5 protein-coding genes are annotated in these 13,633 nt (G+C 40.5%); 3 read left to right on the top strand and 2 right to left on the bottom strand.

Annotation, left to right across the window (positions count from 1 at the left end; all coding sequences use genetic code 11):
* Window positions 1-71: 71 nt before the first annotated feature.
* Window positions 72-2,699 (bottom strand): glycoside hydrolase family 3 C-terminal domain-containing protein, encoded by a 2,628-nt coding sequence (locus tag OQX63_RS04505; protein WP_265849689.1) that lies wholly within the window; start codon window positions 2,697-2,699, stop codon window positions 72-74.
* 170 nt (window positions 2,700-2,869) lie between these two features.
* Window positions 2,870-3,958 carry an endo-1,4-beta-xylanase gene (locus OQX63_RS04500; protein ID WP_265849688.1) on the bottom strand — a complete coding sequence of 363 codons (1,089 nt, stop codon included), beginning with the start codon at window positions 3,956-3,958 and terminating at the stop codon, window positions 2,870-2,872.
* A 292-nt stretch (window positions 3,959-4,250) separates the two neighbouring features.
* Between OQX63_RS04500 and OQX63_RS04495 the strand changes: the two genes are divergently transcribed.
* From OQX63_RS04495 to OQX63_RS04485, 3 genes are all read left to right on the top strand, one after another.
* Window positions 4,251-5,351, top strand: coding sequence for an endo-1,4-beta-xylanase (locus OQX63_RS04495; RefSeq protein ID WP_265849687.1), 1,101 nt, complete (start codon window positions 4,251-4,253; stop codon window positions 5,349-5,351).
* 208 nt (window positions 5,352-5,559) lie between these two features.
* Window positions 5,560-9,735 carry a hybrid sensor histidine kinase/response regulator transcription factor gene (locus OQX63_RS04490; RefSeq protein ID WP_265849686.1) on the top strand — a complete coding sequence of 1,392 codons (4,176 nt, stop codon included), beginning with the start codon at window positions 5,560-5,562 and terminating at the stop codon, window positions 9,733-9,735.
* Window positions 9,736-10,482: 747 nt separating this feature from the next.
* On the top strand, window positions 10,483-13,629 hold the full coding sequence (locus OQX63_RS04485; RefSeq protein WP_416276526.1) for a SusC/RagA family TonB-linked outer membrane protein: 3,147 nt from the start codon (window positions 10,483-10,485) through the stop codon (window positions 13,627-13,629).
* The last annotated feature ends 4 nt before the right edge of the window (window positions 13,630-13,633 follow it).

Below are 13,633 nucleotides of genomic sequence, written 5' to 3'. Positions count from 1 at the left end.
TTTATCATCATGCTTTATTCAATGCTTCAAGGTATTTTATCATAGGGATTAAATTAGCTACCAATTATAGCTTAGTTTACCTTGATAACTTTCTTTATAATATTTCCGCTTTTTGGAGCGAGCTCATCTGGTTGACTGCCACCGATAGCTAATGTAATACTGCTTTTGTAAAATTGTTTTGAACCATTCTGGTCAATATAAGACAGGTCGTTAGCTTTTAAGCTGAATTTAACCAGTTTACTTTCTCCAGGTTCAAGACTGATGCGCTTAAAGCCTTTCAGAGCCTTTGCCGCTGATTTGATAGATTTCTGGTTGTTGAGTTGATACAATTGAACAACCTCGTCACTCCTGAAACTTCCTTTATTACTCACCTTAACAGATATTTCCATTCCTTTTCCTGCTTTCAACACCGCAGGAGCAACAAACTTTTCATATAAAAAAGAAGAATAGCTAAGTCCATAGCCAAATCCATAAAGGGGTTTGCCTTTAAAATACCGGTAAGTCCTGTTTTTCATGCTATAATCACTGAAATCGCCCAGATCCTGATCACTTGCATAAAATGTAACCGGTAATCGGCCGGATGGGCTATAGTCTCCGAAAAGAATATCTGCTACGGCTTCACCTGTAGCTTGCCCGCCGTACCATGCATTTAAAATAGCTGGAATGTTTTCTGCTTCCCAGGGTATGGCAATGGCACTACCGGTCATCATCACAAAAACAACTGGTTTTCCACTCTCTTTAAGCGATTTCATCAAGGCTGTCTGAACGGCAGGTAACATGATTGAAGTTCTGTCCCCACCACTAAATCCCGGATAATCTACCCGCATTTCCTCTCCTTCCAATTGTGGCGAAATTCCGCCTACAAATACGAAGGCATCAGCATCTGCATGGGTTTTGGTGAGTGCATTGAAATCAGTTTTTACAAAGGTACCAGCCTTTAAGCGGATGTTTGCACTACCTTCGCCTTGCCAGTATTCCACAACCAGATTGTAGACCGAATCTTTTACGGTCTCTAATTTATAAGTTTTAGCGCCCCATCTGTTCCTCGACCAGGCGTCAATCACATTTTTACCATTAATCATAAAACGATACCCGTCATCAGCATTCAATTCAAAAGTGATTGATCCCGAAGTGGATGGTTTAAATGTGGTGCTGTATCTGGCAGAAAAATGATTGGCTGTTAAGTTATCAGCAATTTTTTCACCTTCCTGCCAGCTGTTTTCAAGTTTTGGTTCTGTCCGGGTTAATACTGGTTTTCCCTCAAGGGTAATATTGTTAAAATATTCTGACTTAAAGCCCTGAACACCGTCTATTTTGTATTCGCTGTTTAAATCCAGGTAACTTAGCAGCGTATCATTAGTGAATGAAATGGCCTGCTGGTAAACTACATCGGTCTGCTTGCCTACTTTTTCGCGGATACCTGCTAAAACTGTAGTGATTTTGGAAGGAATTCCATTGTAATTACCCAATACCGAAATTGAATTGTCTGCATTCGGACCCAATACAACGATTTTTTTGAGATTCTTTTTTAAAGGTAGTGTATGCGATTCATTACGGAGCAACACCATCGATTCACGGGCCATTTTAAGGGCATGTGCTTTATGTTCGCTATTTTCAAGCACAGTGCTAGGGGTATTGGCATATTTAACCATCGAAGGCGGGTCGAACATGCCCAACCGGAAACGGATCATAAATAACCTTTTTACCGAAACATCAATGTCTTTTTCTTTAATAATGCCTGTTTTTACTGCTGTGATCAAGGCCTTATAGGCTTCTGTGCCGCAATCCAGATCCGTTCCATGAAAAACAGCATCAGCTGCGGCCGATGCTGCATTTGGATGTGTTTTGTGGTTTTTATAAAAGTCATCTATGGCCCAGCAATCAGAAGTTACATAGCCCTTAAAGTTCCATTTCCGGCGCAGAATATCAGTCATTAAAAGATCGTTAGCACAACAAGGCTGTCCCTGAAAAGCATTATAAGCGCACATTACACCTGCAACTTTAGATTGAGTAACCAGCTTTTCAAACGCTGGCAAATAGGTGTCCCAGAGATCATAAGCGCTCACCGTAGTATTAAAAACATGTCTAAGTGGTTCCGGACCGCTGTGTACCGCATAATGTTTGGCACAAGCGGCAGCCTTTAGGTATTTAGGGTCATCACCTTGCAAACCTCTTACAAAAGCATCTCCCAGGGTGCCAGTAAGATAAGGATCTTCACCGTAGGTTTCCTGACCTCTTCCCCAGCGCGGATCCCGAAAAATATTAATGTTTGGAGTCCAGTAGGTTAAGCCCAGATAGCGTTCGTTTGTTCTTCCCTGCGCTACTGCCTTATTGTAAATAGCCCTTCCTTCTAAAGCAGAATAGTCGGCCATTTTATAAAGCGCAGCCGGATCAAAGGTTGCAGCCATGGCAATGGCCTGAGGGAAAACGGTGACTTTGAAAGGTGTTCTGGCCACTCCATGTAGGGTTTCATTCCACCAATCGTACGCCGGAATCTTAAAGCGCGGAATCGCCGGTGCAGCGTTAAGCATTTGCATCACTTTTTCATCCAGGCTGAGTCTTGCAACCAAATCATCTACCCGCTTTTCAAATGGAAGCTTGTAGTCTTGAAATGGATACTCCTGGGCATTGACCAAACCGCAGAAATTGCAGAAAAGGATGGCAAGAAATAATTTTTTAAGGTAGTTGTGTTTTCTCATAATTGGGCCGCTAAAAGCGCACTGCTAAGAATTTCTTTGAATCTGTTTGTTTTACACTAATTAAAATTTATCCGTCACTCATATTGTTTTTATACAATAAATTATTCCTCAGTGTGATAGAAAAAGATCATTTTTTTATTTGTTCCAACACCGCAAATTAAACGTATTCATTAAAATTTTGTCACCTCAAAAAATGCTTTTTTGGGCATCAAGTTTTGATCAAATAACAGCGGATAATTTTTCTGTCCACGGTTATTCAGCCAGCTGTACCTGTCTGATAAATTCCAGAAAGTTACACCTGTAATGTTGGCTTTATATTTCCGTAGCACTTCAAAAATCATTTTATATTGTTGGAGCTGCTTTTCTTCCATTTCAGGCGTAAATTGTTCCGTATTGTTACTCGTATTGCCCTGGATTAACCTTCCGCCCTGGTTGCCGCTATAAACCGATACATCCAACTCTGTAACCTGAATTTTAAGTCCTAAAGAAGAAAATAGCGCAATAGATTTTTCCAGCTCAGACCGGCTCGGATTACTGATAGACCAGTGGCCCTGGAGGCCAATACCATGGATTGGAACACCCTTAGCCAGCAGGCTTTTAAGCATTCTGTAAATTTTCTCACGCTTTAATGGCTGTTCCGTATTATAATCGTTGTAAAACAGTTGGGCTTTGGGATCTGCCTGGTGGGCGTACCTGAATGCCATTTCAACAAAATCCTCTCCTGCAATCTGGTATAGCGGGGTTTTTCGGAAATAGGCAGAATCATCTGCTATAACCTCGTTCACTACATCCCATGCGTATATGTCTTTTTTATACCTGTTTACCACTGTATTGATATGCTCCTGGAGCCTTTTTAATAAAATTTCTTTCGAAACCATATTCCCATTTTCGCCTTTAAACAACCAGTTTGGCGTTTGCTTGTGCCACACCAGGCAATGGCCACGTAACTTTAAACCATTAGTTCTGGCGAAAGCGGCTATAGAATCTGCCATTTTCCAATTGTAGGTATTTTCCATGGGGTGTATCGGCCCCATTTTCATTGCATTTTCAGCTGTGATGCTGTTAAACTGGTTGAGAATCAGATTCCGCTTATCACCACTAAGGTCCCATGGCGTAATAGCCACACCTATAGGAAAATATTTTCGGTAATAGTCTTTTAAACCTTTTGTACTTACTTCATTGCTTTTATAAGCGCTGAATACTATTCCAGTAATGAGGAGCAAGGCGGCCAGGTAAGGTATGATATTCGGTTTTCTCATATTTGATTAGGTATGGCGGTAAAGTTGCAAAATCGTACGTTTTTTATGCCGACCAAGCTTCTTATCGTCAATTTTAGGAAACAAATGTCATGTAATGAATTTATGACATTTTGCCTGGCTGCTTATTGGGTTATTAATTCCGCTAATTTTAGCTATTTGGTGCTTTTTTGAACATCTGTTGTTATTGTTTTGACAAATATGACTGCTGGTGTATTTACTTAGGTCTAAATTTACTGGATTTTTCGGCTAATGTTAATAACGGAAATCGACTTTGCTATTTAACCAAATATAAATGCGTACAACTAAATTTCATATTGCCATCTTTATTATTGCTGTTTTTACAGTTTTTTCCAGTTGCGGCAGTTATACTACAGTTAAAAAAAGTAATTTAGGCCTCAAAGATTATTATCAGTCTTACTTTAACATTGGCGTAGCGGTTTCTACCCAAACAATTAAAGGTGAGCAGGGCACATTGCTTTTAAAGGAATTTAATAGCATAACGCCGGAGAACGCGATGAAAATGCAACCCATTCATCCCCGCGAGGATGTTTATAATTGGACGGAAGCCGATGCACTTGTTAATTTTGCACATGATAACCGACTTAAAATAAGGGGCCATACTTTGTGCTGGCATGAGCAGGTGCCAGCCTGGATTTTTAAGAACAGTACAGGAGGGCGGGTAGATAAAGCCCTATTGCTTAAGCGGCTTAAAGACCATATTACAATGGTTGTGGGCAGATACAAGGGAAAGGTTTATGCCTGGGATGTGGTTAATGAAGTGATTGGCGATGAAGACGACCAATATTTAAGGCCTTCTTTATGGAAAGAGATCTGCGGAGAGGAATTTATTGCCAAGGCATTCGAATATGCGCATGAGGCTGATCCTGATGCATTGCTTTTTTATAATGACTATAATGCTGAACGACCTGCAAAAAGAGCAAAAATCTATAAAATGCTGAAAAAACTGGTCGATAATAAGGTGCCTATTCACGGGGTAGGCCTGCAGGGGCACTGGTCTATTTTTGAGCCTAGTGAAACTGAATTAAAGGAATCTTTAAAATTATATGCTTCCCTTGGCCTGCAGATTCAGATTACAGAATTGGATGTGTCTATCTATAAATGGGAGAAAAATTTAAGGGTAAAGAAACCCGGTGAGCAGGACAGCCTTACTGCAGCGCTGGAAAAGAAGCAAATTGACCAATATGCACGGGTTTTTTCTATTTTCAGGGCCTTTAAAAAAGAAATCAGCAGCGTAACTTTCTGGAATATTTCTGATCGCTCTACATGGCTGGATCAATATCCGGTACCTGGAAGGAAAAACTATCCATTGCTTTTTGATCAAAACCTACAAAGAAAAAAAGCCTATTGGGGTGTTGTTGATTTTAGGGAATAATCAGTTTTTTAACCTGAAAATGAAGAAAATATATTGTTCAGGCGGTAATGATGCGATGAACTAAATTAGTTTTTTTATCTTACCACCACTAAACCAGATAGATCATGTATCCAAATAATTTTGAGTCTTCTTTAGATTTTAGCGCATTGTGTAGCCCTTCAACTCCTTTGAAGTTTAAATTTTATTAATACGGTAAAATCACAAAATTATGCTCAAAGGGTCTGCATATCTATCCGTAATTTTATTTATTTATGTGCTTCTTAGCGCTGGCAATATTGCTGCACAGCCTAAAATGCAACAGCCTGAATTGCGTTTCACCTCTTTAACCTCTAAAAACGGATTATCGTCTAACAATATCACCGTAATTTTTAAAGATCGCTATGGATTGATGTGGTTTGGTACGGAAGACGGCTTAAATAAATTTGATGGCACTAACTTTACCACCTATAAATATCAGGCAAACGATTCTACAAGTATTCAGGCAAATGAGGTTAAAGCCATTCATGAAGACCGGAAGGGGAACCTTTGGTTTGGTACCAGTGGCGGTTCATTAGCCCTTTTTGATAGAAGAAAAAATTCTTTCATCAACTACCGTGCTTCAAATAGCCCAACAGGTTTTAGTCACAGCCTGATCAGGTATATCACCAGCGATTATTTGGGTAAAATATGGGTAGCAACCTTTACCGGGCTCGATGTTTTTGATCCAGACACTAAAAAAGTTGCGAAGTTCCCAATCGCAGCCGCCCAGTCTGGTAAACTTCCGCCAGTAATGATTAACATCCTGATGGAAGATAGCAAACATAGGATGTGGGTGGGAACAGACGATGGATTATTTCTTTTTAACCGTAAAAATTCTTCTTTTATCCGGATTGGATCTGCAGCAGATAAACCTGTGCAACTGGCAGGAACTATGATAAAGTCATTAGCGGAAGATGGTAACGGTAATATCTGGATTGGCACCAACTCGGGTTTGAGTATGCTTAAATCGGATGGTATGGGTTTTGAGAATTATCAGCACATTCCAGGAGACCCTAACACACTAAGCGATAATACCGTTCAAAGTATAGCCGTAGCGCCAAATGGTCAACTATGGCTTGGCACCGAAGATGGCCTTAATGTTTTTGATCTCCGCACCAAAAAGGTTAGGGTATACCGGCCAAATCCCCGTAACCCTTACAGCCTAAGGGGAACCAGCGTAAAATACGTATACATAGATAAGGAAGGCATATATTGGTTAGGCTTATACCGCGAGGGGATCAATAAATTTGATAGTAACCTTAACCTCTTTAACCTCATCAGAAGCAATGTATTTGATGTTTACGGTTTAAATTCACCTGTGGTAACCTCATTTGCACCTAAAAACAACTCGGAAATATATGTAGCTACTGAAGGAGGCGGACTGAGTATCTTCAACAGAAATACGGCCTTGTTCCACAAAGTAAACCTGGATAAACTAGGTTTGACACCGCGTTTAACCCTTATTTCATTATCTGTCAGTTCAGCTAAGAAACTCTATCTGGGTACCTTTGGCTATGGGTTGATCGTGCTCGATTCGACTTTAACCAAAGCAACATCTTATCGGAAAACCAATACAGATGCTGGCCTTAATTCTGATGATGTATTTTGCATTACCCAAGATAAAACCGGTCTAATATGGTTGGGTACCAATGGCGGCGGAATCAATGTAATGGATGCTAGCCATAAAGTCGTTTTTAGGTATATAAGCAAAGTACAGTCGCCCATAGACCGTAAACTTCCACTCAATAATTATGTCCGTTTTATTAAAGAAGACCGTTTTGCCAACATGTGGGTAGGTTCTCATGGTTCTGGTGTAGCCATGATTAGTGCTGATAAGACCATTATTAAACATTATAACGAGCTTAATTCGGGCCTAAAGGGCGATATTGCCCAGGCTTTTCTGGAAGATTCCAAAGGACAGATCTGGATAGGCACCGCAGGAGGGGGCTTGAATTTACTGGATCAGAAGACAAATAAGTTCATCAATTTTGCCGAACGCGATGGTTTGGCAAGTGCTGTTGTGGATGCCATTGTAGAAGACGACAATCATAATCTTTGGTTAAGTACCAATAAAGGGATTAGCCGTTTTGATCCGAAAACCCGAAAATTCAGCAACTATGGTATATATAATGGCGTTCAGAACAATAACTTTATCAGGGGAGCAGTCCTGAAATGCAAAGACGGTGAAATATTTTTTGGTGGGGCAGAAGGGATGAACTACTTTAATCCGGCCGGATTTAGAAAAAATAAAAATGTTCCCGCTGTACTTTTTACGGAGCTAAAAATTTCCAATAATGTGATCGAGGCGAGCGAAGACGGACCGATAACCGACCATATTTCTGTTGCAAAACAAATCGATCTGGATTATAAGCAAAATTTTTCACTGAGTTTTGTGAGTGTAAACTATACCGCACCAGAACAAAACCGCTATAGTTACAAACTCGAAGGTTTTAATAAAGAATGGATTGATGCAGGTACAACTAAAACTGTTTCTTATACCAATCTCGATCCCGGAGAATATATTTTCCATGTACGGGCAAGCAACAATGATGGCGTTTGGAATACCACTGAATCTTCTATCAAGATAATTGTTCATCCACCATGGTGGAGAACCATATATGCTTATGCCTTTTACCTGCTGGCTATTGCCGGTACTTTGCTTTATATCCGTCATCGGGGCATCAAAAACCTGGAAAGAAAGTTTGCGCTGCTTCAGGAAAAAACTAAAATTGAACAGCAGATTTTGCAGGATAGAAAAGAGGCCGAGCGTTTACATGAACTGGATTCGCTAAAAATTAAATTTCTAACCAACCTCAGTCATGAGTTTCGCACGCCGCTTTCACTCATCCTGGGGCCAGTCGAGAAAATCCTTTCACAACCGGGAGATGATGCTAAAAACGCTTCTCTTAAAATAGTTAAGCGAAATGCCCGCCGATTGCTCAACCTGGTGAACCAGATCCTCGATTTCCGTAAAATTGAAGAAAATGAACTCAAGATCAATAATGCCCCAGGTGAACTGGTTTCTTTTATTGCCGATGTAATCGAATCTTTCAACGATTTAAGCGAACGTAAATCTATAAATCTTTCCTTTCAAACCCAGTTTGATAGTTATCCAACGGAGTTTGACCATGACAAGCTGGAACGGATTTTATTCAACCTGCTTTCTAATGCCTTTAAATTTACACCATCAGGTGGTAACATCACTGTTGATTTGAAAAGGACACCGCTTGATGGGCAGGAAGAGGCTGTTCTGATTACCGTGAGCGATACCGGAATTGGCATTAGCGGTGAAGAGCAGCATAAAGTATTTGAAAGATTTTTCCAGGCCGATACCGAAGTTTCCATTCTTAACCAGGGAAGCGGCATCGGGCTCTCCATTATCAAAGAATTTGTCAAAATCCAGGGCGGTACGATCGATTTACAAAGCGAAGTTGGAAAAGGAACACGTTTTATGATTGCCTTGCCTTTACCGCTGCTAGACCATATTGAAAAGCTTAATCTGGATTTTTCTAGTCCGGAAAGCCCATTACAGGTTGAGGAAGAAATTTCAGATAAAACCCTGGGCGAAACGGATGCAGAAATCCATACCATTCTTCTGGTAGAAGATAATCAGGACCTTAGAGAATACCTGCGAGATAATTTAAAGGCCCACTACCGCATTGTAGAAGCAGCCGATGGTAAAGAGGGTTGGCAAAAAACACTGGCAAACCATCCCGAACTTATTGTTAGCGATATTAGTATGCCAAATATGACGGGTATTGAATTGTGTAAAAAAATAAGAGAAGATAAAAGGACAAAACATATTCCGGTTATTCTTTTAACTGCGCTCACCGCAGAGCAGGAACAGTTAACGGGACTTGAAATTGGTGCGAATGATTACCTTACCAAGCCATTTAATATCGATATCCTCAACATTAAAATCAAAAACCTTTTGCTCCTTAACCGTACCTTGAAAAACACTTATACCAAGCAGATCAAGATGGAGACCGCTGAGATTTTAGTTGAATCGCACGGTAATAAATTACTTAAGAATATTCTAAAGTACATTGAGGATAATATCAATAATTCACAATTGTCTGTTGAAGATTTAAGTAAAAATGTAGGGATGAGCAGGGGTTCGCTCTACCACAAGGTGCTGGAATTAACCGGCCTTTCACCGGTGGAGTATATCCGTTCGGTAAAGCTCGATAAAGCTGCGGCTTTATTGGTTAAGAGCGACCTGAACATTTCACAAATTGCCTATCTGGTAGGCTTTGCCACACCAAACTATTTTGCCAAATCATTTAAGTTAAAATTCGGCATGCAACCTTCAGAATATTTAAACCTGTACCGCAAGCCAGACCATACTACTGGTATAGATAGTTAGGCCATTTACTATTATGCAATCGATTGTAGTAGGTCAGTAAAAACGTTTTACTAAATGAAATCTCTTGATAATTAATGTATTTATTCGCTCTTATTTAATGTAACTGATTGTTTGTTAGCTATTTATCAGTTTAGAACATTTATAGCTGATTTATGAACAAATATTCTAACCCTCAGACTCGTTTTCGAGCTATGTTTGAATTGTAACCAAATAAACTCTTAAACAATGACTAATCAATTGATCACCTTCTATGAGGAAGGCCCTGTTGGCCCGTGCAGAAATATAGAGCATTCCTGCCGAAAAATCGATTTTCTTTGCTACTTCCTATATCTGATTCCGACCGGTCTTCAAACGTTTACACGATGGGCAGAAACCATGTTGACTGATATCAATCAACCCTGTTAATTTCCTGAGTTAATTGCAAGTAACAGGGCTTAATCGTCAGATAAAGCCTGAATTGCACGTATTATTCGGATGTGTAACCAGCAGTAACTGCACCTCCAATGGAAATTGGGAATACCAAAATTTTATAAACAGGAATCAATTTTATGAAAGCACCAATGTAGCGGGCAATAACTGCAAAATATGCAGATAAGCATCTTTTTAAATATAACTAACCAGATAAAACCAAATTATGACTAAAAAAATACCACAAAGTATCCATTTCGTGTATGCTGAAAATGGAAGAGTAAATTTTCGAAATCGTAGGCTCTTAAATGAATTCAAATAATGGAACAATACAAGAAATTGTGTAGTAAGCATTGTTGCAAGGCTTTTTTAAAGCGACAATCACTGCTAAAAACTTGCTTTTCAATAATATTCCTCTTTCTGGTAGTTACTTCAGCCAGTGCACAACAAAAAAGACAGCTGAATGGAACTGTGTACGATGATCAAAAGCAACCTATGATCGGCGCAACCATTACTGTAAAAGGAACCAATATTAAAGCAATTACCTCTACAGAGGGGAAATTTTCTGTTCAGGTACCTTTGGGCAGGGTTACCCTGGTGGTGGCATTTGTTGGAATGACCACCAAAGAAGTGAGTATAAATGACCAGAGTAACATTGAAATTTCAATGGCTGATGACCGGACCGCTTTGGATGAGGTAATTGTTGTTGGGTATGGACAACAGAAAAAAGCGAGTGTTGTAGGTGCCATTTCACAAACCTCGGGCAAGGTGCTTGAACGTACAGGCGGGGTGACAAATTTAGGTATGGCCTTAACTGGTAATCTTCCCGGGGTAGTAACAACAGCCTCATCCGGTATGCCCGGAGGAGAAGACCCTCAAATTTTAATTCGTGGCCAAAGTTCATGGAATAACAGTTCACCACTCATTTTAGTTGATGGAATTGAACGTTCTATTAGTGCAATTGATATTTCATCAGTTGAAAGCGTTTCTGTTTTAAAGGATGCCTCGGCAACCGCAGTATACGGTGTGAGAGGAGCAAACGGAGTGATTCTGGTAACCACAAAAAAAGGAATGGAGGGCAGGGCACAGGTTCAGGTCAGATCCAATGTCACCGCAAAAGTAGCTTCAAGACTCCCTGAAAAATATGACTCTTATGATGCCTTAATGATAAAGAACCGCATCATTGAGCGCGAATCTATTGTGGATCAAAATGCATGGTCTGGCTATACGCCCAAATCTATTATTGATAAATATCGCAATCCAGCTAACATAAGTGAATGGGACCGCTATCCAAATGTAGACTGGGAAGACGAACTTTTCAAGGACAGGGCGATGTCTTATAATACAGCGGCTAATGTTTCGGGCGGTTCAAAGTTCGTAAACTATTTTGTAGGGTTGGACTTAACCAGGGAAGGTGACTTGTTTAAGACCTTTCCTAACCAGCGGGGTTACGAGTCTCATTTTGGTTATAACCGTACAAACGTAAGGAGTAACCTGGATTTCAACCTAACCAAAACAACTAAATTCTCTACTAAACTTTTCGGTTCGAATGGTGTTCGTCAGGTGCCATACGGCATGGGAGACGCCGATCAGTCATTCTGGTCTTCAGCATATAGAACGGCTCCCGATTCCTTTCGGCCGATTTATTCAGATGGAACCTACGGTTTTTTCCCGAGTGCAGCTCAGGATCAGCCAAATGCCGCATTCTGGCTAGCCTACTCTGGTGTAGAAAAAAGAACCACGACCCAGCTCACTACCGATTTTATTTTGCAGCAGAAGCTGGATATGGTTACAAAGGGACTTAGTTTTAGAGGTAGCCTTTCGATCGACAATAGTTTTCTGGAAAGGATTAGGGGGATAAATGATCAGTTTAACGCCGCCCAAAGGAAATATATTAATCCGAGTACTGGCATAACAGGATTTGAACAGCCACGTAACACTGGCACCCAGTTTGATTTTACCGAAGCCATTGCCTGGTCTATTGCGCCTGGAGAAGTTGATAAAAATGCCACCTACCGCAACACCAATTATCAGTTTCGGGTTGATTACGAAAGGAAGTTTGGAGATCATGATGTATCTGCTATGGGGCTTATGCAACGGCAAAGAACTGCTCGTGGAGGCGCATTCCCGACTTTTAGAGAGGATTGGGTATTCAGAACAACTTATAACTACAAAAGCAGGTATTTCCTGGAGGTAAACGGTGCTTACAATGGATCTGAACAGTTTGGTCCTGACTATCGTTTTGCATTCTTCCCATCGATTTCGGGAGGCTGGCTAATCAGTAATGAAAAATTTATGAAGAGCCTGAAATTTGTTGATTTATTAAAGGTACGGGCTTCTTGGGGTAGAATAGGAGATGATGCACTAGGAGGTCCAAGATGGCCATTTCGTGATGCCTATCAATATGGTGGAAACACACCTATGGGATCACCCGCAGTTGCTACCCCATATACCATCTATCGGATTGGTACCATGGGAAATCCCAATCTTTCCTGGGAAACTGTTGAAAAACGCAACCTCGGGGTCGAATATAGCTTCCTTAACGGTGCAATTTCAGGTAGCGTAGATATCTTCAAAGATAAGAGGAGTGGGATCATGATTGGCGGAAGTTCAAGGGCGATCCCTTCTTATTATGGTTTTGGTACAAATGCACCCAGACTTAATATTGGTCAGGTAAGCTCTCAGGGGTATGAAATTGAGCTGAAACTAAACCATGCTTTTAACAAAGACATCAGGGCCTGGGCAAATGTTGTTATGACCCATGCAACTAACATGACCGATTTCAGGGATGATCCGGTGCTTACTCCCAGCTATCAAAAGCAGGCTGGCTATCCAATTGGTCAAACCAGATCTTTTTTAAATGAAGGTTTTCTTACCAGCTGGGATGATATATATGGGAGCACGACGCGATTGTCGAATAACCAAAATAAACTACCCGGCGACTATAATATAATCGATTTTAATGCAGATGGCATAATTGATGATAAAGACAGGGCTCCATATGGATACACTTCTAATCCTCAGAATACCTACAACGCGAGTATTGGTTTTGAATGGAAGAAACTCAGTCTTTTTGTACAGTTCTATGGTGTGAATAATGTAACCAGGGAGATAGAGTTTCCTAACTTTCAGGGAAAAAGCAATGTCGTTTTTGTGGAGAAACCATATTGGTTTCAGCAGGACGGAGGCGGCGAAGTACCTCCGCCACGTTGGAGCGTGCTGGATGGCTTTGGCGGGAGTGGAACCCGCTACTATTATGATGCATCTTACATACGTTTAAAAAATGCAGAACTCGGTTATACTTTATCCGGAAATTACATTAAGAAAATAGGACTGAAAAGTTGCAGGATTTATGTAAATGGTAATAATCTTTTACTATGGACAAAAATGCCCGATGACCGCGAGTCCAACTTTAGCGGAAACTCACAGGGTGGAGCGTATCCAACTGTAAGACGTTTTAACCTTGGTCTTGATATTACCTTATAAACAA

It is taken from the genome of Pedobacter sp. PF22-3, assembly GCF_026239555.1.
Lineage (GTDB): Bacteria > Bacteroidota > Bacteroidia > Sphingobacteriales > Sphingobacteriaceae > Pedobacter.
Note: the sequence above shows the minus strand (reverse complement) of the source record. Positions and strands in the feature narration are given on the sequence as shown.

What these genes read in the sequence shown, in the direction of transcription:
- OQX63_RS04505 (WP_265849689.1), bottom strand. Translation starts at nt 2,699, where the DNA reads ATGAGAAAACACAACTACCTTAAAAAATTATTTCTTGCCATCCTTTTC.
- OQX63_RS04500 (WP_265849688.1), bottom strand. Translation starts at nt 3,958, where the DNA reads ATGAGAAAACCGAATATCATACCTTACCTGGCCGCCTTGCTCCTCATT.
- OQX63_RS04495 (WP_265849687.1), top strand. Translation starts at nt 4,251, where the DNA reads ATGCGTACAACTAAATTTCATATTGCCATCTTTATTATTGCTGTTTTT.
- OQX63_RS04490 (WP_265849686.1), top strand. Translation starts at nt 5,560, where the DNA reads ATGCTCAAAGGGTCTGCATATCTATCCGTAATTTTATTTATTTATGTG.